This window comes from Mycobacterium sp. shizuoka-1, from assembly GCF_002723835.1.
GTDB lineage: Bacteria > Actinomycetota > Actinomycetes > Mycobacteriales > Mycobacteriaceae > Mycobacterium.
On record NZ_BEWG01000022.1, the window covers coordinates 142,225 to 165,614 of the forward strand.

Annotated in this window: 23 protein-coding genes and 1 pseudogene; 9 read left to right on the plus strand and 15 right to left on the minus strand. The window is 65.8% G+C overall.

Going from position 1 to position 23,390, the window contains the following annotated elements; all coding sequences use genetic code 11:
- Window positions 1-7: 7 nt before the first annotated feature.
- The 10 genes from MSZK_RS07235 to MSZK_RS07280 all read right to left on the minus strand — a co-directional run bounded on the left by MSZK_RS07235 (window position 8) and on the right by MSZK_RS07280 (window position 8,140).
- Complete coding sequence (locus tag MSZK_RS07235; protein WP_099246302.1) at window positions 8-259, minus strand: hypothetical protein; 252 nt, start codon at window positions 257-259, stop codon at window positions 8-10.
- A gap of 105 nt (window positions 260-364) precedes the next feature.
- The gene (locus tag MSZK_RS07240) at window positions 365-634 is read right to left on the minus strand and encodes a hypothetical protein (protein WP_099246304.1); all 270 of its coding nucleotides are present in this window, start codon (window positions 632-634) and stop codon (window positions 365-367) included.
- Window positions 631-2,025 (minus strand): dihydrolipoyl dehydrogenase, encoded by a 1,395-nt coding sequence (lpdA, locus tag MSZK_RS07245; RefSeq protein ID WP_099246306.1) that lies wholly within the window; start codon window positions 2,023-2,025, stop codon window positions 631-633. The genes MSZK_RS07240 and lpdA overlap by 4 nt, the downstream gene beginning before the upstream one ends.
- Before the next feature lie 4 nt (window positions 2,026-2,029).
- Window positions 2,030-2,584, minus strand: coding sequence for a hypothetical protein (locus MSZK_RS07250; protein WP_099246308.1), 555 nt, complete (start codon window positions 2,582-2,584; stop codon window positions 2,030-2,032).
- Window positions 2,577-2,855: a putative holin gene (locus tag MSZK_RS07255; RefSeq protein WP_099246310.1), complete on the minus strand. Its 279-nt coding sequence runs from the start codon at window positions 2,853-2,855 to the stop codon at window positions 2,577-2,579. The genes MSZK_RS07250 and MSZK_RS07255 overlap by 8 nt, the downstream gene beginning before the upstream one ends.
- A 29-nt stretch (window positions 2,856-2,884) precedes the next feature.
- A complete protein-coding gene (locus MSZK_RS07260) occupies window positions 2,885-3,370 on the minus strand; it encodes a DUF779 domain-containing protein (RefSeq protein ID WP_099246508.1) in 486 nt (161 codons plus the stop codon).
- 97 nt (window positions 3,371-3,467) lie between these two features.
- The gene (gene adh, locus MSZK_RS07265; RefSeq protein WP_099246312.1) at window positions 3,468-4,988 is read right to left on the minus strand and encodes an aldehyde dehydrogenase; all 1,521 of its coding nucleotides are present in this window, start codon (window positions 4,986-4,988) and stop codon (window positions 3,468-3,470) included.
- A gap of 10 nt (window positions 4,989-4,998) precedes the next feature.
- Window positions 4,999-6,288: a GAF domain-containing protein gene (locus tag MSZK_RS07270; protein WP_099246314.1), complete on the minus strand. Its 1,290-nt coding sequence runs from the start codon at window positions 6,286-6,288 to the stop codon at window positions 4,999-5,001.
- 23 nt (window positions 6,289-6,311) lie between these two features.
- A complete protein-coding gene (locus MSZK_RS07275) occupies window positions 6,312-7,091 on the minus strand; it encodes an acetoin reductase (RefSeq protein WP_099246316.1) in 780 nt (259 codons plus the stop codon).
- Window positions 7,088-8,140: a 2,3-butanediol dehydrogenase gene (locus MSZK_RS07280; RefSeq protein WP_099246318.1), complete on the minus strand. Its 1,053-nt coding sequence runs from the start codon at window positions 8,138-8,140 to the stop codon at window positions 7,088-7,090. Before MSZK_RS07280 ends, MSZK_RS07275 begins: the two co-directional genes overlap by 4 nt.
- Before the next feature lie 117 nt (window positions 8,141-8,257).
- Between MSZK_RS07280 and MSZK_RS07285 the strand changes: the two genes are divergently transcribed.
- Together MSZK_RS07285 and MSZK_RS07290 are read left to right on the plus strand one after the other, a co-directional pair.
- The gene (locus tag MSZK_RS07285; RefSeq protein ID WP_199203226.1) at window positions 8,258-10,072 is read left to right on the plus strand and encodes an NAD(P)/FAD-dependent oxidoreductase; all 1,815 of its coding nucleotides are present in this window, start codon (window positions 8,258-8,260) and stop codon (window positions 10,070-10,072) included.
- Between the two features lie 15 nt (window positions 10,073-10,087).
- Window positions 10,088-12,091: a prolyl oligopeptidase family protein gene (locus MSZK_RS07290; protein WP_199203227.1), complete on the plus strand. Its 2,004-nt coding sequence runs from the start codon at window positions 10,088-10,090 to the stop codon at window positions 12,089-12,091.
- 6 nt (window positions 12,092-12,097) lie between these two features.
- Here the strand turns inward: MSZK_RS07290 and MSZK_RS07295 are convergent, their stop codons facing one another.
- Window positions 12,098-14,044: a DUF1214 domain-containing protein gene (locus tag MSZK_RS07295; RefSeq protein ID WP_099246322.1), complete on the minus strand. Its 1,947-nt coding sequence runs from the start codon at window positions 14,042-14,044 to the stop codon at window positions 12,098-12,100.
- A gap of 173 nt (window positions 14,045-14,217) precedes the next feature.
- Here MSZK_RS07295 and MSZK_RS07300 point away from each other — a divergent pair, with 173 nt between their 5' ends.
- The 7 genes and pseudogenes from MSZK_RS07300 (at window position 14,218) to MSZK_RS31975 (ending at window position 19,800) form a co-directional block, all read left to right on the plus strand.
- Window positions 14,218-14,880 carry a hypothetical protein gene (locus MSZK_RS07300; RefSeq protein ID WP_099246324.1) on the plus strand — a complete coding sequence of 221 codons (663 nt, stop codon included), beginning with the start codon at window positions 14,218-14,220 and terminating at the stop codon, window positions 14,878-14,880.
- 148 nt (window positions 14,881-15,028) lie between these two features.
- Window positions 15,029-15,616: a hypothetical protein gene (locus MSZK_RS07305; RefSeq protein ID WP_142389891.1), complete on the plus strand. Its 588-nt coding sequence runs from the start codon at window positions 15,029-15,031 to the stop codon at window positions 15,614-15,616.
- Window positions 15,600-16,970 carry a cytochrome P450 gene (locus MSZK_RS07310; RefSeq protein ID WP_158230557.1) on the plus strand — a complete coding sequence of 457 codons (1,371 nt, stop codon included), beginning with the start codon at window positions 15,600-15,602 and terminating at the stop codon, window positions 16,968-16,970. Before MSZK_RS07305 ends, MSZK_RS07310 begins: the two co-directional genes overlap by 17 nt.
- Before the next feature lie 8 nt (window positions 16,971-16,978).
- A pseudogene (locus MSZK_RS33545) lies at window positions 16,979-17,559 on the plus strand (hypothetical protein).
- An 88-nt stretch (window positions 17,560-17,647) separates the two neighbouring features.
- Window positions 17,648-17,947, plus strand: coding sequence for a DUF2563 family protein (locus MSZK_RS07320; protein WP_099246332.1), 300 nt, complete (start codon window positions 17,648-17,650; stop codon window positions 17,945-17,947).
- Window positions 17,944-19,464, plus strand: coding sequence for a hypothetical protein (locus MSZK_RS07325; RefSeq protein WP_099246334.1), 1,521 nt, complete (start codon window positions 17,944-17,946; stop codon window positions 19,462-19,464). The genes MSZK_RS07320 and MSZK_RS07325 overlap by 4 nt, the downstream gene beginning before the upstream one ends.
- Before the next feature lie 147 nt (window positions 19,465-19,611).
- A complete protein-coding gene (locus tag MSZK_RS31975; protein WP_142389892.1) occupies window positions 19,612-19,800 on the plus strand; it encodes a hypothetical protein in 189 nt (62 codons plus the stop codon).
- A 13-nt stretch (window positions 19,801-19,813) separates the two neighbouring features.
- Here the strand turns inward: MSZK_RS31975 and MSZK_RS07330 are convergent, their stop codons facing one another.
- The 4 genes from MSZK_RS07330 to MSZK_RS07345 form a co-directional block, all read right to left on the minus strand.
- Complete coding sequence (locus MSZK_RS07330; RefSeq protein ID WP_099246336.1) at window positions 19,814-20,653, minus strand: hypothetical protein; 840 nt, start codon at window positions 20,651-20,653, stop codon at window positions 19,814-19,816.
- A 28-nt stretch (window positions 20,654-20,681) separates the two neighbouring features.
- A complete protein-coding gene (gene ppk2 / locus MSZK_RS07335; RefSeq protein WP_099246338.1) occupies window positions 20,682-21,539 on the minus strand; it encodes a polyphosphate kinase 2 in 858 nt (285 codons plus the stop codon).
- Between the two features lie 78 nt (window positions 21,540-21,617).
- Window positions 21,618-22,835, minus strand: a complete 1,218-nt coding sequence (locus tag MSZK_RS07340) for a hypothetical protein (RefSeq protein ID WP_099246340.1) — start codon at window positions 22,833-22,835, stop codon at window positions 21,618-21,620.
- A 52-nt stretch (window positions 22,836-22,887) separates the two neighbouring features.
- A complete protein-coding gene (locus tag MSZK_RS07345; protein WP_099246342.1) occupies window positions 22,888-23,385 on the minus strand; it encodes a phosphatase PAP2 family protein in 498 nt (165 codons plus the stop codon).
- Between the last annotated feature and the right edge of the window lie 5 nt (window positions 23,386-23,390).

Below are 23,390 nucleotides of genomic sequence, written 5' to 3' on the forward strand. Positions count from 1 at the left end.
AGCCGGACTACCCCTTGTAGGGCTTGGCCTTGTGGGTCACGACCGCCTTCTCCGTCGCCAATGCCGTCGGCGGTATGGTTGTCGTCACGGTGTCACCCTGCGTCATCGGACCCGGCAGCACCGGCGATGCGACCGGCGGGATCTGGGGCGGAGCGCTGGCGTCCACGGCCACCGCCAACCCGGCCATCGCCACCATGGCACCACCGCCGGCGATCGCCAACACGATGCGGGCGTGCGCCCCAACAGTCCACTGAGCCATGAATCCCCCTGACGTCGAACCCGGCCCGGCCGGGTACTCCAGAGTGGACCCCGCCAGCCTTGAGGCAGCCTGTAACCAACCTGACGAACGGCTGAAAGCTGCCGCCTACAGGTAGGTGACGCCGAGAACGATCAACGTGAAGATCACCGGCGAGATCGGTAAACCGGCCAAAAACGCTGCCCACACCAACTTCTTGCGCTGGTAGCTACTCCAGGCCAGGAGCCCGACGACGACGCTGACCACTGCGATCACCGCCGAGAAGATCAGCACCCAGAAGCTGACGTCCTCCCCGCTGGTGGCGATGGAGATACCGATCAGCCACAGAATGTGGCCGACCACGAGTCCGCCGATACCGGCGATCAGCGTCGGTCTCAAAAGTTGATCATGTGGCCGGCGAGACCGTGGAAGCATTCCTGGAGTGCCTCCGACAGCGTCGGATGGGTGTGCACGTTGCGGGTCAGCTCGTTGACGGTCAGATCCCACTTCTGGGCCAGCGTCAGCTCCGGCAGCAACTCGGACACGTCGGGGCCGATCAGATGACCGCCGAGCAGTTCGCCGTACTTGGCGTCGGCAATCACCTTGACGAATCCGGTGGGGTCGCCCAGCCCGTGCGCCTTGCCGTTGGCGGTGAACGGGAACTTGGCCACCTTCACGTCGTAACCCTCGTCGCGGGCTTGCTGCTCGGTGAGGCCGAAGCTGGCGACCTGCGGCTGGCAGAACGTGGCACGCGGCAGCATCCGGTAGTCACCCAGCGCCAGCGTCTCGGCGCCGGCGATGGTCTCGGCGGCCACCACGCCCATCGCCTCGGCGACGTGGGCCAGCTGCAGCTTGGCGGTGACGTCACCGATCGCGTAGATGTGCGGCACGTTGGTGCGCATGTAGTCGTCGATGCCGATCGCCTTGCGGTCGGTCAGCGCCACACCGGTGGTCTCCAGGCCGAAACCCTCGACGTTCGGGGCAAAGCCGATGGCCTGCAACACCTTCTCGGCCTTGAGCTCCTCGGTCTTGCCGTCCTTGCTGACCACAACGGTCACTGTCGACCCGTCGTCGTCAATGGACTCCACCTTGGTGCCGGTGAGAATCTTCACGCCGAGCTTCTTGTACTGCTTCTCGATCTCCTTGGAGACCTCGGCGTCCTCGTTGGGCAGTGCCCGCGGCAGGAACTCGACGATCGTGACGTCCACGCCGTAGTTCTTCATCACGTAGGCAAACTCCATGCCGATCGCGCCGGCCCCGGCGATGATGATCGACTTGGGCAGCTCCCGGGACAGGATCTGCTCCTCGTAGGTGACGACGTTCTTCGACAGCGAGGTGCCCGGAACCAGGCGAGTGCTCGAGCCGGTCGCGATGATCGCGTTGTCGAACTCGACCTTTTCGGTACCGCCCTCGTTGAGGGCCACCTCGATGCTGTTGGGCCCGGTGAACGTCCCGTAGCCGTGGATCTCGGTGATCTTGTTCTTCTTCATCAGGAAGTGCACGCCGGCGACCCGGCCGTCGGCGACCTTGCGGCTGCGGTCGAAGGCGACACCGTAGTCGAAGGTGGCCTCCCCGCTGATGCCGAACGTCTTGGCGTCCTTGGTGAAGATGTGGGCCAGCTCGGCATTGCGCAGCAACGCCTTCGATGGGATACAGCCGACATTGAGGCAGACTCCGCCCCAATACTTGGGTTCGATGATGGCGGTGTTCAGTCCGAGCTGTGCCGCGCGGATCGCCGCGACGTATCCACCGGGACCGGCTCCGAGAACGACGACGTCATAGTGAGTCACGTCGTCAGCCTATCGTCGGACGGGCGATCCATTCGAAGTAGTAGGCACCGTGCAGCAGCGCGGCGGTGGCCACCGAGGCCAGGGGCGCCGACATCAGCGCGATGGCCAGCGCCGTTACCTGCGGACGGTTCTGCACCATCGAGGTCAGCATGCTGCCCACCGAGCACACGATCAGGTAGATCAACACGAAGAACACCGCAGGCGTCTTGTTCAGCGACGTGTACCACCAGAAGTAGAAGCCCAGGCCGGCTGCCGCCGCCAGCACCCAGACCGCCGCCACGATGAACACGAACTGCCACCGCTTGATGAACTGATAGCTGTCCGCCGTCGCGCTGATCGCGGGCGGTACCAGCACCGGCTCGGCGTGCAGCGATCCGTTGACCGGATGCAGGAACGCGTCGGTGTCGAAGTTCTCCAGTTCGCTGAACGCGATCGAGGACTCCGACACCTGCGCCTCGGGTTCATCGGTCAGCGACCGCAACGCCTCCGGATGCGGACCGGTGTCGAAGATCGGCGCGTGATGCGGCTCGGTGGACGGGAGCGACGCCTTGTCAGCCACCGGACACCGCCTGCACCAGAACCAACGCCCCCAACCAGCCCGGTGCCATCGCCAGGATGAACGCTCCCGCCGTCGTGCCCCAACGCCGGCCGGAGAACACGATCAGCAGCATGCCGATGACGCTGGGGACCGCCACCACCAAGCCCACCACGAGGTCGGGGCGGACCGGCGTCTTGACCACCACAGTGGCGACGACGGCCGCGACCAGACCGGTCACGGTTCCGACCAGCAACGCACTTGTGAGCAGCCATGCCCGAGGCAGGGGTATCACCCTTAGAAGGGTACGTGCCCCCGCGCCGACTATGGCTGAACGACTCCGGCGCGCCGACCAGGGATCGCACACGCGTCAGCGGCCTCGGCGACCACCAGATCCGCGCGTTCGGGCAGACGGGTCCCGCGTTCGTAGTCGGCGCCGGTCACCACAGACGCGCCGGCCAGCAACTCGTTCTCGGCGTCGGTGAAGGCCCGGCCACGGCTGAGGAACCGCATGCCCTCGGGCGATTCCAGGCTGAACCCACCCCCGCGACCGGGGACGACGTCGATGACCAGCTGCGTGTGCTTCCACGTCTCGAACTGGGATCCGGAGATCCACACCGGGGCGCCCTCCAGCACGCCGAGGAGCACGTCCCGGTCGCCGACGATGAACTCCCCCTCGGGATAACACATCGGGGAGGACCCGTCGCAGCAACCGCCGGACTGGTGGAACATCACCGGTCCGTGCCGCTGCTGCAGCCGGCGCAGCAGGTCGACGGCCGCGGCGGTGATCAGGGCCCGCGGCGGCGCCAGCTCCCCGTGATTTCGGCGCGGTTTCGATCGCTGCGCGGCGGTTTGCGCGCCGAAATCACTCGTCACGGTGCCAATTCTTTCTTCCTCGCTCCGCTCGTCAGAAAAAGCCCTGCGCTTTGTTGGAGTAGGAGACGAGCAGGTTCTTGGTCTGCTGGTAGTGGTCGAGCATCATCTTGTGGTTTTCCCGGCCGATGCCGGACTGCTTGTAGCCGCCGAACGCCGCGTGCGCGGGGTAGGCGTGATAGCAGTTGGTCCACACCCGGCCGGCCTTGATGTCACGCCCGGCGCGGTAGGCGGTGTTGCCGTCGCGGCTCCACACCCCCGCCCCAAGCCCGTAGAGGGTGTCGTTGGCGATCCGGATCGCATCGTCGTAGTCGGTGAACGACGTCACCGCCACCACCGGCCCGAAGATCTCCTCCTGGAAGATCCGCATGCCGTTGTTGCCGGTGAAGATCGTCGGCTGCACGTAGTAGCCGCCATTGAGGTCGCCACCCAGCTCGGCGCGCTCGCCACCGGTCATCACCTTGGCGCCCTCACTCTTGCCGATCTCGATATAGGACAGAATCTTCTCGAGCTGATCGTTGGAGGCCTGCGCGCCGATCATGGTTTCGGTGTCCAGCGGATCACCCTGACGTACCGCCTTAGTCCGGATCGCGGCCATCGCCAGGAACTCGTCATAGATGTCGGCCTGAATCAGGCTGCGCGACGGGCAGGTACACACCTCACCCTGATTCAGGGCGAACATCGTGAACCCTTCCAGCGCCTTGTCCTGATAGTCGTCATTGGCGGCCATCACATCGGAGAAGAAGATGTTCGGGCTCTTGCCGCCGAGTTCCAGGGTGACCGGGATCAGATTCTGGCTGGCGTACTGCATGATCAAACGGCCGGTGGTGGTTTCCCCGGTGAACGCGATCTTGGCGATCCGATTGCTCGACGCCAGCGGCTTGCCGGCCTCCACCCCGAACCCGTTGACCACATTGACCACCCCCGCCGGCAACAGATCGGCGATCAACGAGATCAGATACAGGATCGACGCCGGAGTCTGCTCGGCGGGCTTGAGCACCACCGCATTACCGGCCGCCAGCGCCGGGGCGAGCTTCCACACCGCCATCAGGATCGGGAAGTTCCACGGAATGATCTGACCGACCACCCCCAACGGCTCGTGGAAATGGTAGGCGACGGTGTCGTCGTCGATCTGGCTCAGCGACCCCTCCTGCGCCCGGATCGCGGCGGCGAAGTACCGAAAATGATCCACCGCCAACGGAATATCGGCGGCCAACGTCTCCCGGATCGGCTTGCCGTTGTCCCACGACTCCGCCAGCGCGATCGACTCCAGATTCGCCTCGATCCGATCAGCGATCTTGTTCAGGATCACCGCCCGGTCCGCCGCCGAGGTCTTACCCCACCCCGGCGCGGCCGCATGCGCGGCATCCAACGCCAACTCGATATCGGCATCCGTCGACCGCGCCACCTCACAGAACACCTCACCGGTCACCGGCGTCGGGTTCTCGAAGTACTGACCACCCACCGGCGCCACCCACTCACCACCGATGAAGTTCTCATAGCGCGATTGGAACGACATCGTGGACCCGGTACCGGGACGGGCGTAAACAGTCATAAGTCCTCCTCTACGAGATACTTTCCTTGATCCGAACGGCACGAACGGCAGGTGCGGTCGATGATGGCAGCACCATCGCCATGTCCGCGGGATAACGCACGATCACGTCGACGCCGCCGGCGAAACGGTACGGCTGAGCAGCCAGCAGGCCGGCGAACTGCTTACGCAGACGGGACAATTCGGCACGCACGGTGACCACTCGGGTGCGGTCCCCGTACAGGTCGTCAGCGAGTTCGGGCGCCGACCGACCCCGCGGGTCCCGCGCCAGGATCAGCAGGATCTCGGCGTGCCGCAGCGAGATGTCGTGGCGCCAGCGCCCGAACTGCCCGGCGATGTCGAGGGCGGGCGCACCGGCCACGGTCAGGTCCAGCGACACCCGCGCCAGCGCGGGCTCGTCGTCGTCGTCGGTGGGCCGCACCAGCCAGCCGCCGGGCAGCAGATCGACATCGCACATGCCGAAAGTCGGGATCCAAGCCCGGCCGGGGCTGATGCCGTCGGGCAGCAGGATCCGATTGTGCAGCGGCAGCGAGTCGACCGCCGCGACCCAGCCCTCGGGGTCCACCGCGAGCGCGGGCTTGCCGATCCGGGCCAGGATCGGGGCGGCGACCATGCGCAGCCGATTCAGGGTGCGGTCATGTTGTTCTCGCAGATGCGATTCCGCCAGGCGCGCGACAGCGTCGACCAGCGCGACCGTCGTGGGATGCACCGTCGCCGCTGGGCCCGATACGTCCACCACGCCGATCACCTGCCCGGTGCGCGGATCGCGGATCGGCGCCCCGGCGCAGGTCCAGGAGTGATGCGTGCGCAGGAAGTGCTCGGCCGAGAACACCTGGACGGCGCGATTGGACACCAGCGCCGTGCCGATCGCGTTGGTGCCGACCTCCCCTTCGCCCCAGTGCGCCCCCTCGATGAAACCGAGCCGGTCGGCGTTGTTGAGCACGGCCGGCGAACCGGAGCGCCACAGCACCCGCCCCCCAGAGTCGGCCACCACCAGGATGTTCGTGCCGTCGGCGATGATCGACTCCAGCCCGCGGGACACCTCGTCGAGCACGGCCGTCAAGCCCGAGGCCCGGCGCAGCGTTTCCAGCGCCCCGGCCTCCACCACCGGCGGGGTGTGGCTGTCCGGATCGACGCCCGCCGCCTTCATCCGTCGCCACGAGTCGCCGATCACCTCCCGCGGGCGGGCGGGTGCCCGGCGACCCGCCATCGTCGCGTCATAGACAGCCGACATCAACCGCGCGTAGCTGCGCGGGTCTTCACCGACCGCGACCGCGGGCTCAGGCACATCCGCCCCATGCATCAATGCCGATTGTGCTCCGCATCTCAGCGGTAGACCAGGCCGCCGTCGATCAGACCGGACTGGCCGGTCATGTAATCGGCGTCCGGGCCGGCCAGATACGACACGAAGCCCGCCACATCGTCGGGCGTTTCGGCGCGGCCCAGTGCGATACCGCCGACGAACGTGTCGTAGGTGGCGCCTTCGGCCGCGCCGGTCAACTCGGCGAAGCGCTTGTCGATCTCGACCCACATGTCGGTGCCGACCACACCGGGGCAATATGCGTTGACGGTGATGCCGCCGGCCGCGAGCTCCTTGGCGGCGGCCTGGGTGAGTGCGCGGACCGCGAATTTCGATGCGCTGTACACGCCGAGCATCGCGAAGCCGTCATGCCCGGCGATCGAGGAGGCATTAATGATCTTGCCGGGCCTGCCCAGCTCCCTGAATTTCGCGGCGGCGGCCTGGATGCCCCACAGCACCCCGTTGACGTTGATCGCCCAGACCCGCGCCGCCTCGTCCGGTGTCACGTCCGCGATCGGGCCCACCAGCGCGATTCCGGCGTTGTTGACCATGATGTCGAAGCCCCCCAGCGCCTTGGCGGCATGATCGACCGCGGCGAAGACCTGGGCGCGCTCGCTCACATCGGCGGCGAACACCGTTGTTTTGCAGCCGATCTCAGCGATCTCGGCGGCAACCGCTTCGATGCCGTCGGTGCGGACGTCGACCAGCGCGATGTCGGCGCCGTCACGCGCCAGGCGCAGCGCGATGCCTCGCCCGATGCCACGGGCAGCCCCGGTGACCAGGGCGACTTTGCCGTTCAAGCTCATGGTGCTCCGTTCGGGTCGACCAGTACCTTCATCTTCTTGCCGGCGTGCAACGCCTCGAAGCCTTCGTCGACGACGTCGTCGAGGCCGATCTTGGCGACCCAGCCGGTGGTGTCGTAGGCACCGGCGGCCATCAACGCGATCACGGACTCGAAGTCCGCACCGGTGTAGCACAGCGAGCCCTGGATGCGGCTCTCGTTCATGACCACGTTGAGAAGTGGTGTCTCTAATGGCCTTTCGTAGATCGCCACACTGATCATCGGCTTGCGAGAGCCCACACAGGCCAACGCCGTACTCACTGCCGGGGTGACGCCCGCTGCGTCGAAGACCGCGTCCGCCCCGTCGCCGCCGGTGTGGTCGGCGATGAAGGCGGCGACATCGAGCGCCGCGGGGTCGAGGGTCTTGGCACCGAGCACTTCTATCGCGGCGCGCCGGGTGGCCGACGGTTCGACCACGAATACGTCCTCGAGTCCCTTGCCGCGCAAGGCGAACCACAGGCCGATGCCGATCGGCCCGGCACCGAAGACCGTCGCGGTGTCACCCGCGGCCACCTCCCCCAGCGTCGCGGCGTGGTAGGCCACCGACATCGGCTCGACGAGAGCACCGAGTTCCAGCGACACGGTGTCGGGCAGCCGGTGCAGCATCCCGGTGGGCACCACGGTGTATTCGGCCATCCCGCCATCGGACATCAAGCCGTGAAATCCGATCTGTTGGCACACGTTGTAGTTGCCGGCACGGCACGGCCCGCAGTGGTCGCATTTGTAGATGGGCTCGACGGCGACGCGGTCGCCCTCGGCCCAGCCGGTGACGCCGTCACCGACCGCGACGATGGTGCCGGAGAATTCGTGGCCCATCGTCAGGGGCAGCTGCTGCCCGGTCAGCGGATGCGGGGCGGTGGGCACGAAGATCGGTCCGGCGTAGTACTCGTGCAGATCGGTGCCGCAGATTCCGTTGTAGCCGACCCTGAGCTTCACGGTGCCCGGTGCCGGCTCCGGCTCGGCGACGTCGTCGATCTCGACCTTGTTCGGCCCGTAGTAGACAGCTGCTCTCATGCGGCAGTTCTATGTGACGGCGACCACAGCCGGAAAGAGTTGCAGGGGGTTGCAGCCTGCACTGCAACCTCTCGCAACTCTTGTCGGCACCGCGGTCACCGATGTGTCCTGGCTCACATGACATCAACTCTGCAACCCCAGACGGATCTGACCCCACAGCAGCGGGTCGACGCCTGGCTCGCCGATTTCGAATCCGCACTGGCCGACCGAGACATCGACCGGGTGGCCGGCATGTTCGCCACCGACAGCTTCTGGCGTGACCTCGTCTCGTTCACCTGGAACATCAAGACGATGGAAGGTCGCGACGCGATCTCCGGCATGCTCGCCGCCCGCCTCGACGACACCGACCCCACCGGCTTCCGGACCCGGGAGGCGCCGACCGCCGAGGGGGACGTCACCTCGGCGTTCATCGAGTTCGAGACGAAGGTGGGGCGCGGGACCGGGCATCTGCGGCTCAAGGGTGACCAGGGGTGGACCTTGCTGACCGCGTTGCAGGAGCTGACGGGCTTCGAGGAGGCCAAGGGGCCGACGCGGGTGCTGGGCGCGGTGCACGGTGACGACCCGGATACCCGGTCCTGGGCGCAGAAACGAGCCGACGAGGAAGCCGAACTGGGCCGGACGGTACAGCCGTATGTGCTGGTGGTCGGTGGCGGTCAGGGCGGGATCGCGCTCGGGGCACGGCTACGCCAACTCGGGGTGCCGGCCATCGTCGTCGACCGCCACGAGCGGCCCGGCGACCAGTGGCGCAAGCGGTACAAGTCGCTGTGCCTGCACGACCCGGTCTGGTACGACCACCTGCCCTACCTGCCGTTCCCGCAGAACTGGCCGGTGTTCGCCCCGAAGGACAAAATCGGCGACTGGCTGGAGTTCTACACCCGTGTCATGGAGGTGCCGTACTGGTCCAAGACCACCTGCCTGTCGGCGTCCTATGACGAGGCCGCCGGGCGGTGGACCGTCGAGGTCGACCGCGATGGCGAACGGCTGACGCTGCAGCCGACCCAGCTGGTGCTGGCCACCGGAATGTCGGGCAAGCCGAGTGTGCCGACGTTGCCGGGTCAGGAGATCTTCGTCGGCGACCAGCACCATTCCAGCGCCCACCCCGGGCCCGACCCTTACGTCGGCAAGAAGGCGGTGGTGATCGGGTCGAACAACTCCGCGCACGACATCTGCAAGGCGCTCTACGAGAACGGCGTCGACGTGACCATGGTGCAGCGGTCCTCGACCCACATCGTCAAGTCGGACACCCTGATGGACATCGGCCTCGGCGACCTGTACTCGGAGCGCGCACTGGCGGCCGGGATGACCACCGAGAAGGCCGACCTGACGTTTGCCTCGCTGCCCTACCGGATCATGCACGAGTTCCAGATCCCGCTCTATGACCGGATGCGCGAGCGCGACAAGGACTTCTACGACCGCCTGACCGCGGCCGGGTTCGAACTGGACTGGGGCGCTGACGGTTCCGGGCTGTTCATGAAGTATCTGCGACGCGGTTCGGGCTACTACATCGACGTCGGTGCCTGCGAGATGGTCGCCGACGGCAGGATCAAGCTGGCACACGGCCAGGTCGACCACCTCACCGAGGACTCGGTGGTGCTGGCCGACGGCAGCGAGCTGCCCGCCGACGTCGTGGTGTACGCGACCGGATACGGGTCGATGAACGGCTGGGCGGCCGACCTGATCGGCCAGGACGTAGCCGACAAAGTCGGCAAGGTGTGGGGGCTGGGCAGCGACACCCCCAAGGACCCCGGCCCGTGGGAGGGCGAACAACGCAACATGTGGAAGCCCACCCAGCAGGAGAACCTGTGGTTCCACGGCGGCAACCTGCACCAGTCCCGGCATTACTCGCTGTACCTGGCCCTGCAGCTCAAGGCCCGCTACGAAGGACTTGCCACCCCGGTTTACGGGTTGCAGGAGGTGCATCACCTGAGCTGAGCCGCTGCCCGCAGAATGGAGGGCATGTCCGAAGACGACCCCTACCTCTGGCTCGAAGAAATCGCCGGCGCCGAGCAGCTGGACTGGGTGCGCAAGCACAACGATCCGACTGTCGCCGAGTTCACCGACGAGACGTTCGAGCAGCTTCGCGCCGAGGCGCTGGAGGTCCTCGACACCGACGCGCGGATCCCGTACGTGCGCCGGCGCGGCGAATACCTCTACAACTTCTGGCGCGACGCGGCCAACCCGAGGGGATTGTGGCAGCGGACCACGCTGGACAGTTACCTGACCGAGTCGCCCGCCTGGGACGTCATCATCGACCTCGACGCGCTGGCCGGCGCCGAGGATGAGAACTGGGTGTGGGCCGGGGCGGACGTCATCGAGCCGGACCACACCCGGGCGTTGGTCAGTCTGTCACGGGGCGGCTCGGATGCGGCGGTCGTACGCGAATTCGACATGTCGACACGGGAATTCGTCGCCGGTGGGTTCGAGCTGCCGGAGGCGAAGTCACGGCTGACGTGGGAAGACCACGACACCGTGCTGGTGGGCACCGATTTCGGTCCGGGGTCGATGACCGAGTCCGGCTACCCGCGAGTGGTCAAGAGGTGGCGGCGTGGTCAGCCGCTCGCCAATGCCGAGACGCTGTTCACCGGCCCGGTCACCGACGTGCTCGTGGGGGCGTCGGTGGACCGCACACCTGGCTTCGAACGCACCCTGCTGCACCGGGCGGTCGACTTCTTCAACGACCAGGTCTACCAGCTGCGCTCCGGTGAGCTGGTACGCATCGACGCACCCACCGACGCCTCGTTGTCGGTGCACCGCGAATGGTTGCTCATCGAGCTGCGCAGCGATTGGCTGACCGGCACGGCGTCCTACCGAACCGGATCGCTGCTGGCCGCCGATTACGAGCAATTCCTGGACGGCACAGCGGATCTGGTCGTGGTGTTCGAACCCGACGAGCACACCAGCCTGCACCAGTACTCGTGGACCCGCGACCGGCTGTTGTTGGTGACTCTTGTCGACGTCGCCAGCCGGGTCGAGATCGTGACACCGGGATCGTGGAAGCGCGAGACGATTGCCGGTGTCGGCGACAATACCGTGATCGTTGCCACCGACGACACGGGTGACGAAATCTTTTTGGATTCCAGCGATTTCGCCACGCCGTCGCGGCTGCTCCACGGCAGCGCCGGTGGGGAGCTGACCGAGGTCAAACGCGCCCCCTCGTTTTTCGATGCCGCCGACCTGGAGGTGTCGCAACATTTCGCGACCTCCGACGACGGCACCGCGATCCCCTACTTCGTCGTCGGTCACAAACACAGCCATGCGACGGGCCCGACGTTACTGGGCGGCTACGGCGGATTCGAGGTGTCCCGCACCCCAGGGTATGACGGCGTCCTGGGCCGGTTGTGGCTGTCACGAGGCGGGACGTACGTGCTGGCCAACATCCGCGGCGGCGGCGAGTACGGGCCCGGCTGGCACACCCAGGCGATGCGGGACGGCCGACACAAGGTCGCCGAGGACTTCGCCGCGGTGGCACGCGATCTGGTCGACCGCGGGGTCACTACCGTGCCGCAGCTGGGCGCCCAGGGCGGCAGCAACGGCGGCCTGCTGATGGGCATCATGCTGACCAAGTACCCCGAACTCTTCGGGGCACTGGTGTGCCAGGTGCCGCTGCTGGACATGAAGCGCTTCCATCTGCTGCTGGCCGGCGCGTCGTGGGTGGCCGAGTACGGCGACCCGGACGACCCCGACGACTGGGCGTTCATCTCCGAATATTCGCCATACCAGAATATTTCGGCCGGCCGGCGCTATCCCCCGGTGCTGATCACCACCTCGACGCGCGACGACCGGGTGCATCCGGGTCATGCCCGCAAGATGACGGCCGCGCTCGAGGCTGCCGGACATCGAGTCTGGTACTACGAGAACATCGAAGGCGGACATGCCGGGGCGGCCGACAATGCGCAGACCGCATTCAAGTCCGCGCTGAGTTACTCGTTCCTGCAACGCATGCTGGGCTGAGCCGTTTCACCGATCAGCACCGCTTGAGGTCTTCGCGGGCGTCCGCCGGGGTGCGCCATGTGCCGTGCCCGGGCGGCGCTGCGCACCAGTCCCCGTTTCAGCGGTGACGTTCTGCCGAGTCGACGCCGCGGAGACGCGCTCACGCGCGCTGCCCGGCGACGGCGGGGCAGATGGGTTGGCGTGCGGCTTCGTGCCTGCCGCGCGTTGCGCATAGGTCAGACCGAACGAGATGTCGTCGCGGGCATTGAGCAAGCCGGCGGTGATGCTGGTTGCCGGATCGGAAACCGCCTGCACGGCCACCGTTGCCAGGCCGGAGATCCCGTGCTCGACCGCCTTCACAACACCGAGCGGTTCGCCTGAGCGGGCCGCCGACGTCGCCTCGTCTACCGCTCGGCCGATGACCTTGACAGCCCGCGACACCGCGAGCACCGTCGGCAAAGCGACTTCATTGATTGTCGCTGGGAGCACCTTGACCAGGCCCGCCGCGCTTTGTAGCGGATCACGCAGGATGAGCATCGCCTGATCGAGAACAGCCGCGATGTTCACGGGCCCAAGCCGGCTCACCAGAGACGGGACCTGCTGAGTACCGAACACCTGGTTGAAAGAGCTCGTTCCCATCTGCGACTTGAGATCATCGATGGCGAGGTTGAGGGTGACCCAGGTGCTGTTCTTGCTCGCCGACAGCATGTAGCCCACTTCGGCAGAGCGGAGTGCGAGCTGTTCGGCGCGCTCCGCGGCAGTGACGACTCCGGTGTCGGCCGGCAGGTAATCACGTACGTCATCGACGTTGACGACCTGCGTGGTCGGCGTGCCTGTCGGCAGCGCACCTGGATAGTTCTGCCAACGCAGCACGATGCTGCCTTGGCCGTAGCCGGAGGAGTCGAGCCAGTTGGGCACACCCGGATCGGTCGGGCTGATCACGTACCTCGTATAGCCGTCGGCGTCGGGGATGACCTGAGCGTTGGACAGACTGATCTGGTGCGACTGCCAGGGCAGGGTCTGAGTGAACACATCGGTGAGCTCGGCACCCGTGTAGTCCGCCTGGATCGTCGGCACCGTCAGTATCAGAGCCTGCCCGGGCTCGAGTTCGAAGTTGCCCCACACCGACGCCTGCGCGGTCAATCCGGTTACTGCCCCTGGTGATTCACGGATGGGCGTGGTGGTGTTGGCAGGTAGATAGAACACCTGACCCACCAGCTGTTGTCCCGTGCCGCTGTCCTGCTGAACGCTGGCCGCGATGGTGTCCAGGATCGACTTCGTCTCATCGGGGGTCAGGGCCGGCGGTATCACGCGCGGCGTCGAGGGAACATCCGTTCGCGCGATCGTGACCCGCCCCGGCGTGGCGCTCCAATCCGACAGACTGTCGCGCACGATGACCGAGTTGGCGCCGTTGGTCAACGGAAGCCAGTTGCCCTCGTGTGGCGTCGCACTGATGGTGACCGTGTAGGTGCCGTCGGCGTTGACCTGCAGCTGGTTGATGTTCAGGTTGGCAACGGTGGCCGGCAACGAGTTGGCCGTGGAGAGACCGGCTTGCAGTGAGATGTTCAGATCGGTCCCCTCGCCGACCCGACCGGTGATGACGTATGTGCCATCGGGATCCAGAACGGTGTAGCCGTACACATTGTCGGGGTTGATCTGCAGGGGTCGCGTGCGCGGCTCGCTGCCCGCCGCGTTGAGCATGTCGGCGATACGCAAGAGGTACGGGTTGGCCGAATCCCGGCCGGCCAGCAGCAGCTGGAGTTCCGAGTACGCGACATTCTGGACGTAATTGGGCAGGAGGGCACGATCTGCAGCGGTGACATACGGCAGGGCGCCGGCCGCGACGGCGGCCTGCTGCTGGGCGGCGAGCACGTCGTCGATGCTCGACTGCAGCTCCGAGGAGGTCGCCGACGCGCTCGGGGCCGTCAGCAGCGCGGCGACCAAACCGCCCAGCACGGCTGTCGTGGGACCCACGTGTCGCAGGGAAACCTGATATTTTTCAACACTTTTGGGCATCATGATCTCTCCATTGAGTTCGGTGTGCGCACAGGGAGCAAGCTGGCGTACGCGGGTCCCCCGTCGCCGACGCTAGCCTTATTGCATATTGATTTGCAATACGACTCTCGAAAATGAGGTAGAGTGCCGCTATGACGACGACCAAGTCACGCCGCGGGCGCGCACCCTCGGTCACCCCGACCAAGATCGCCGATGCCGTGCGCCGCGTCAGCGCAACCGATGCCCTGTCGATGGCCGCCGTGGCCGGCGAGCTCGGAGTGGACGTCACGACGCTCTACCGCCATGTGGGCGGGCTCGATGCGTTGCGTCAGATCGGCGCCGAACTGACCGCGCCCACGGTTGGCGAGTGGCCCACGCCGGCCGGTCAGTCGTGGCGCAGCTGGCTGACCGCATTGGCCCACTACTACCGTGGCGTGCTGCGCCGCAATCCAGACCTGGTCGAGTTTGCGCATACCGCGATCGATCCCGACTTCGAGCGGTTCGCCCACGCGACCCGAACCCTGGTCGACTTCGGCTTCGAACCGCGTGCCGCCGGCTTCGCCCACGGATTTCTCATCAACACCGTGGTCGGCTATGTCGAGCAGGAGCTTCGTGAAGCAGAACTCCTGGCCCGAGGCGAGTCGTCACTGGCGCGATATATGCGGGCGTTGCAGGGCGACCGCGCCGACGACCGAATCACCACCTTGCGCCAGCTTGACCTCACGCCGTCCGATTTCGACCCTGACATCGCCTTCGATCGCTTCCTGCGCTATGCCATCGACGGCATCGGAGCCCAACCGGGAGTACCAGCATGATCAAGACAATCGCCTTGGTGTCGGCACCCACCCTGCTCTACATGGCTGCCGTGGCCCTCGCCATGGCGTTGCTCTAGCCGCACACACATCTCCGGCCCGGCAGCGAAAAGCACTGTGCTGCCGGGCTATCCGGCTGTTCACTCAGGGCGTGCGAGCTGCGCAAGTTTTTTGCGACTTTATTTGCAAAACTATTGGCAATAGCGCTAGGGTCAGCCGCATGACGCCGTCGAGTCGTGGCTTGAGATCCCTGTCGAACCTGGACCAGCTCATCGTCGGCTGCCTGGTTCTGCTGCTACTGGTCTATGTGCTGGAGTTGATGCTGCTCGTGCCTTGCGGCGGCTGGCACAATCTGCCGACCTGCACCGCGTCGGTCAAAACTGATGGCGCCTGGACCGATTACTTCGCCATCGACCCGTTCTGGTCGACCATGCCGGACTGGTACGTCGTGGTGATGAACTTCCAGGATTTCTTGTTCAATCCGTTCTGGGCGCTGTCGCTGGTGATGTACCTGCTGCACCGGCAGGATGCCCGGTGGTTTCGTACCGCGACCATCATCGTGTCATCGATGATCATCACCACCAGTCTCGTCGTTTTCCTCACCCAGGCGGCATACCCCGGCATCACGGGCCGTCAGCTTGGCCTGTTGCTCGTCATCAACGCGGGCTGGGCGGTATTGCCCGCACTGTTCATCGTCCGCATGCACCGCGCTGGAGGAACCCGTGTCGACAGTCATTGAGAAGGGACCGGAAACGGACCAGGCGCCCCTGCCACCCGGGCCCCGTTATGCCAACCCGCTCAAGTTTTTTCGCGAGTTGAAGGCCGATCCGCTCGGTTACTACCGGCGGATCGTCAGCGAGTACGGCGATATCGGATACATCGACATGTGGCCCCGGCCGCAGGTGTGGACCATCCGGCCCGAACACTACCGGGAGATCCTCGTCAAGAATGTGGACAACTACCCCAAAGGCATCGCGTTCGAACGACTCAAAGTCATCGGCGGCAATGGCCTGTTCTTCAGCGAGGGCGAGACCTGGCGCAAGAACCGAAAGCTGGTGTCGCGGTCGTTCACACACCGGGCCCTAGGCAAATTGCTGATCCATATCAGCAGCGCCGCAGTCGATTTCACCGATCGAATGGCGGCACGTGCCGGCCAGCCCGCGTTCGACATCGTGCCCGATATGGCCAGTGTCGCCATGGACGTCGCCTGCCGATCATTCTTCGGCGACGACATCCTCGACCGGGCGATACCGTTGAGCACCGCGTTGTGGGAAACCGCCGAATACGCTGACAACGCGATGAACTCGCTGTTTCCGCCACCGATCTGGGTGCCGACTCGGGTCAACCGCAAGACCAAGAAGGCGTTGAAGGTCATGTTCGGCACGATTGACGACCTGATCAACGACGCCCGGCAACGCGGCGAGACCGAGAACGTTCTCGGCAAGCTGATCACAGCGGTGGACAACGGCGAACTCTCGCCCGGCGAGTTGAGAGACGAGATGTGGACCCTGCTCAACGCGGGCCACGAAACGACGGCCACTACTTTGGGTTTCGCGTTCCACTTCCTCAGTCAGCATCCGGAGGCGCGCCAACGAGTGGAGGCAGAGGCCGACGCTCTCGGCCACCGGGCGCCCACCCCGGATGACGTCGAGCGACTGGACTTCACCCGGCGCGTGGTCATGGAAACTCTCCGCCTCTTGCCACCGGCATGGGGAACTTCCCGGGAAGCAGTGAGCGACGGCGTCGTCGGCGGGTACCGGATACCCCGCAAGGCGATCGTGCAGCCGCTGTTCTTCCTCACCCAGCGCCATCCGGAATTCTGGGACCATCCCGACGATTTCGATCCCGATCGATTCACCCCCGAACGTTCAGCTGACCGTCCGGCAGAAGCGTTCTCGCCGTTTGCCCTCGGCGCGCGCCGGTGCATCGGAGAACGGTTCGCGATTCTGGAAGCAACACTCGTTCTCGCGACGTTCCACCAACGACTGGAGTTCCGGCTGTCACCGGGATTCACCGTCGAACCCGGCCTGCAGGGCTTCGGACCCATGCGGGCACTCACCGGCATCCCGATGACCGTCCATCACCGCCACTAGGAGAAACAATGACGCGCTACGCCTTTGACCCGTACGAGCTTCGTGACCTCGCCCTCGAGCACGTGGGTAAGCCAGTACCGCAGATCGCGACCGACCTCGAACACGATCTGGTCGCGCGGTACGGCGACATCATCCAGACGGATATGCCCTGGGTCACGACGCCGGCCGGCTTCGTGATGTACCAGGTGAAGATGATCTTCGCGCGACGCAACGAATACATCGGTTTGATGGGCGTGCCAGTAGCCTCGACCGGGCACACGGGTCGCCATCCGGTCACCTACTACGACACCATCTTGTCCGGCGCGTCCCGCAACGCCTCGGCAACCGAGTTGTGGCCAAGGACGTCAAAGCCGGCGACTTTCTCATCACCCGCCCGTGGGAGGCCTTCACCGCATCCATCGAGGACCACATCTTCTTCTTGGAGTACTGCCGCGGCCCGTTGGCGACGATCATGCCGTTCGGCCTGGCCAATTTCATCTTCGGAACCCTCGACGCCAAGAGCATGGGCCAGATCATGCGGACCAACGCGACGCTGAACTGGCGCAGCCGGGGCGTGCCGACGCCGCACCGCGACGATCCGGACATCTGATCCGCCGAGGTGAGGCGATCGACTGAATTGACCAGCGAATCTGGCGTAGTACGCTCTGACTAGCAGCTAACTCGCCAGGGGGTGTTCAATGCGGGTCGACGTCGATGAGATGCGCGCCGGAGCACACCGCTCCTATACCGCGGCTTCGTTCGCGATGGAGGGCGCTGAACAGCTCAATCGTGTCACGCCGGCGTCGGGTATCTTCGGCAGTTTCGCCGCGGCAGAATCGTTCCACGGCGCGCTGACCGAGGCGCACAGCAACCATGTCCAGCGGTTGCGCGATCACCAGAACCGCCTTGGGGTGCTCGGCGACAAGGGACACAAAACCGCATCCGCGTTCGTCGAGATGGAGGAACGCAACGCCGAGGCCCTGCGTTCGGTGCTGTGACCGAGTATCCGAGCCTGACTCACATCAGCATCGGCGCCCTCATCGGTGAGGCCGGTGGCGATCCATGGAAAGTCGACGAGTCGCTGCAAAGCGGGGATCCCGGCCAGATCGCCGAGCTGGGCCGCGCGTTCTATGGCGCCGGCGCCTGCACGGCCGAGACATACTCGGAATTTGCCCAGGCGCAGGCGCGGTTTCAGGCGTCGTGGAACAGGGAGAACGGCGAACACCCGATCAACGACAGCGCCGAGGTGCAGCGAGCGACCACCCGGCTGATGGTTCAACGTGACCAATTGCCGGCCATCGGCGTAGACCTGTCGAACATTGCCGCGACGCTCGCTGAAGCACAACGCTTTTCCGGCATGCACGTGGACAACCTGAACACTCAGTTGCACTACATCGATGCACTGATCGATCAAGCTCTGGCGCACGATCAGGACACGTCGGCGCTGGAGGACAACGCGATATCGGTCACCTCCGGGGTGCTGCATCAGGTAGAAGCCTTGCGCGACGACTACAGCGCCAAACTCGAGTCCTCGTTGACAGACCTGCGCGCCGAGCACGGCTACGACCCCGCGGCGATCGAAGATGTCGACGGCGACGGTGAGCCTGGCGGCGAGCAACGTGGCCGGGAGTCCACCGAGTACTACGACACGAACCAGCGGGCCAAGGACGAGGCGCTGGTCAACGGCGGCGGTCCGATGACGCCGGAAAAAGCCGATGCCGCAGCGCGTTTGCGTGATTTTGTGACGGCGACCAACCCCGCCGCCGATGCCGATGCACGACGGCTGGCCGGCGAACGCCTCGATGACTTCCGCATGGCGCACTTCGTGGGCCCCCTGCCGAAGGACCCCGTACTGGGCGGGGACGCCCGAACCCGAGCACAACACCGACTGGACATGCAGCGGCAGTTGGAGCAGGGGCTTTATGGCCTGCCACCGATGTCGGCCGACCAGGCAACACAGGCTCTGGACGACGGGGACCAGTTCGGCCGCGTCGTTGCGGTGAAGCAGGCGATGAATGCACTCACCAGCCAGGGCATGTCCGAGGACGGCGCGAAGGCCGTCATCAACAACATGCTGCATGGGACAAGCGATCTCGCTGATGTCACCGGTCCGGCAGCCAATGGTGTCGAGGCCTACGGGGAGCGGGTGCCTGCCGGGCGGCACGCGAAGTTGGAAGATGTGCTGTCACCCAGCGATGCCGCCAAGTGGGCGCATATCGCCGGCAAGGTCGGCCGATATGGCGACATCATTCAACTGGCCACCGCAATCAGCGATCGCGCCCAGGGCGGCAGCAACGAAGAACTCGGTAGTGCGCTAGGGAGTGTGGCGGGCGGTTCCGCCGCCGCATGGGGTGCCGCAGCGGTGGCTGGATCGTTCACCGGCCCATGGACCACCGCGGCGATTGTCGTTGCAGCGAGCCTGGTAGGCGGTGAGATCGGCGACCAACTGGGTGGCGGCATCGGGTCAATGTTCGACCCGGCCGTCGTATCCGGCGGCGGCGGTAGGAGTTGGTAAGAAATGCAACAGATCTTTGGATACACGACAATCGCCGCGCTGGGCGCCGCCGCAATCCTCAGCAGTTTCCCGCTATGGAGATCGGCGACATTGTCACCAGACTCCATTGAACGGCGAACATGGTGGACCTGCTGCGCAGTCGCCGTCGTGTCAGCGTTCTTGTGGCAATGGCCGCAGTGGGGACCCGCGCTTTTGGCATCACTGATGTTGGCATTGGCGTTGGTCGCCGTCGCCGGCCGATGGACCACCTTCATCAAGATCAACGGTCGCATCTACGCTGCCTCGAGCCGGCCCGACCGCCCGCCGGCTTTGGCTCCTGCCGATCCCGATGACTGACCGCTGCTGAGCCCTATCCCGTCTTTGCCAGGCTCACCAGCAACGAGACGATCACTCCGATGATCACCAGACCACCGCCCACCACCAGGGTGATGTTGAGCCACTGGTGCATGCTGTCCGCCGCGGTACCCACCAAGACGTCGGCGATACGCCGAATGTCGCCGGAGGTGTTGTCCAACACCGCGTTGAGCCGTCGGCGGCCGAATTCGATTGCGGCCCAACCGGCCGCGCCGACCAGCAGCGCCGACACCCCCAACGCCACCAGCATCTTGCCGCGGCTGCGCGCGACGAACAACGTGAACACCGCGCACAGCCCGGCCAGTACCGCCACGCCGATACTCACCCACGGCCCGTAGGTCGCCGCCGGTCGCAGCGCGCCGGGGCGCAGCACCGACGGAGCGTTGTCGGTCAGGGGAATCGGCACCGAGGTCGGCACCGTGATGTCGTAGTCGCTCAGCGTCTCCTTGAACGCGGTGTCGGAGAGCATCGGCGCGACGTCGATCACCCAGCGGCCCTGCTCGTCGACGCTCGAGCGGATCGAGTCGGTGAAAAGCCACCGGTGCGCGAAGCGGTTCGCCTGCGCGAACTGACCGGGAAACGATGGACTCGACGTGTAGGCGGCGGCAACCAGACTCACCGCCCCGGTGTTCACACCGCTTCCCAGCCGGGCCACCTGGGTCGTCAGCTCTGAGGCCATCGCCGACTGCAGTCCGGGATCGGCGGCCGCCTTCTGGGACAGCGCCGCATACCCGTCCGCGTCGACCAGGTTCTGCTGCACCCACGCCAGCGGCAGGGCGACCGCGAGCAGGATCGTCGTGACGAGCCACATCAGTAGCGTCGCCGCGAACCGCACGCGTCCTCCTCGGCGGGGACGCGCGGGTTCAGTCGGAGTGAGTCGCGCGGCCCACGATCAGGGGGTCGGGCTGACCGACCACCTCATGGTCCTTGTTGTCGTAGTTGAACTTACTCAGCACGTGGCGCATCGCGTTGATCCGCGCGCGTTTCTTGTCGTTGCTTTTGATGACGGTCCACGGCGCGACCTCGGTGTCGGTCCAGGCGAACATGTCTTCTTTGGCCGCGGTGTAGTCGTGCCACTTGTCCAGCGACGCCAGATCCGTCGGCGAGAGCTTCCACTGCCGGACCGGGTCGACCTGGCGGATGGTGAACCGGGTCCGCTGCTCGGACGGCGACACCGAGAACCACAACTTGGTCAGGCTGATGCCGTCATTGACCAGCATCTGCTCGAACAGCGGGGCCTGCCGGATGAACTCGGCGTGTTGCTTGGGCGTGCAGTAGCCCATCACGCGCTCCACCCCGGCCCGGTTGTACCAGGAGCGATCGAACATCACGATCTCCCCCGCCGCGGGCAGGTGGTTGACGTAGCGCTGGAAGTACCACTGGGTGGTTTCCTTCTCGGTCGGCTTCTCCAAGGCGACCACCCGCGCGCCACGCGGGTTGAGGTGCTCCATGAACCGCTTGATGGTGCCGCCCTTGCCCGCCGCATCGCGTCCTTCGAACACGATGACGTGCCGCAGCCCGTGGGCCTGGCTCCACTTCTGCAGCTTCAGCAGCTCGATCTGCAGGAGCCGTTTTTGCTCCTCGTACTCGTTGCGCGACAAGCGCTCCTCGTACGGGTAGTTCTCCCGCCAGGTGTCGACGGCCAACCCGGCGGCGTCGAGCAGCACCGGGTCGTCATCGTCGTCGTCGAAGATCGTGTAGCCATGGCTGTCGAGTGACACGCGCGGAAATTAGCAGCGGCGGACAAACCCGCGGTGACGTCTCGGTGAACGGCGGATTCCCAGTCGGGTCGGCCGCGGCTATCCGCGGCCCGCGCCGCGCGCCGACCGGCCCCGACCGTCGCCGGAATCGCCTTGACTCTTTGTGACTTTCGGCTTGGCCGCGGCCGACGAGCGCGCCGGGGTTGCGGGCTTGCGGGCGGACTGACCCTGCGCCCGGACCCGCGGAGACTCGACAGCCGGTACGTCGGCCTCGTCGGACGCCGAACTCTGCGGCGCGGCGCTGTCGGTATTCCTGGCCGCGGCCGGAGCCGACGACGACAACGTCGCGGAAGCGGTGAACGCGCTCGGGGTGATCGGGGTCGGCAGGTTGCTCAGCAGGGCGGACACCGCGGTCGAGAAGCTGGTGTAGGCGGCATAGGCCAGCCCGTCGTTCATGCCGAACCCGGACTCACCGATCGGCGCCGGCAGGAAGAACAGTGGCTTGAGGAGGTTGTAGGTCAGATTGCCCAGCAGCCCCTCTTGCAGGTCGGGATCCAGGACGCCGTAGATCAGATTGCTCACCAGGCCAGGGATGTCGGCGGGTGTCGCGATCGCCGACTCGATGGTCGCCTCCACGGTGGCGGGAAGGTAGGCCAGCCAGAATGCGACCGCCGACCCCAGCGTCACAGGAAGCGCGAGGGTGTCCTGCACCGCGTACACCATGCGGCCGACCGGGGTGTTGTACTGCTCCCACATCTGGTTGATCGCCGGAGTCGGATCCGGAAGGACCGTGCTGAACACGTCGTTGATTCCGTCGGCGACGCTGTTGATCGCGTCGTTCACGGCCGTCGCCAGCTGGGCGGGCAGCACCCCCACCAGCCGTTCGATCACGGAGTTCTTCACGTACCAGGGGTAGGCGTAGTAATAAGTCGTGGGGTCAGACGGGTCGACATAGTTGTTGGACGGGTTGAGGTAGAGCTGCAGCAGATAACTCACCGCGCTGCCGGGATTGTCGACCGCGGCCGCCGCCCAGAACACCGGGTTGAACGGGACGCCCCAGCCGAAATCGGAGTCATCCCAGTAATAGTTGAGCCCCAGCGCCAGATCGGTACCGATCACCACGGCATCGGTCACCGCGGAGACGACGTCGCCCAAGGCCAGCAACCCATCGGTGACGAACGACGCCGGGCGGACGTCGATGCCACTGAGCGTGGGCAGTGCTTCCGGCCCCGCGCCGACCACCGCTGGGGCGGCGGCCACCACGCCAGCGGTGAGTAACGCGGCGAAGGCGGCTTTCGGCCGAGCCGTGCTGAGCATGTGATCTCCCCCGATCCAGCGGCGCCGGCCGCATCGGGAGCATCGCACGGGGTTACAAATGCGTCAATAACCTGGAATTCAGTGCGGCGGCCACACCGACGAGTGAACCGCCCAGCAGCAGGCCCCCGATCGTGTCGGTGAAGTAGTGGTACGTCACCGCCTGGCCCAGCATCCCCAGCAGCGCCCAGGCCAGGGCGACCGCCACCAGCCACAACCGCTGACCCGCGATCAGGATCGCCATGCCCAACGCCACCGTCATCAGCGTGGTGTGCCCGCTCGGGTAGGCGAGCGAGCCACCCTTCTCCCGGCCGAACCACTGCTTGAGCAGCCGCGAAAGCCATACGGCCACAACCGAGTTGGCCACCACGAGGGCGGCGAGCAGCCAACGCTGCCGATAGACCGCCACCACCACTGCGCCGAGCAGGAGCACCGCGATTGTGCGCCGGTCGGTGAAGAACAACAGCAGGCCCAGCGTGCCACCGTTGGCGCGCTGGAACCAGTCGTCGATCGGCGTCGAGCCCGGCCCCACCGCCCAGCCGAGCAGCGCCATGGCCG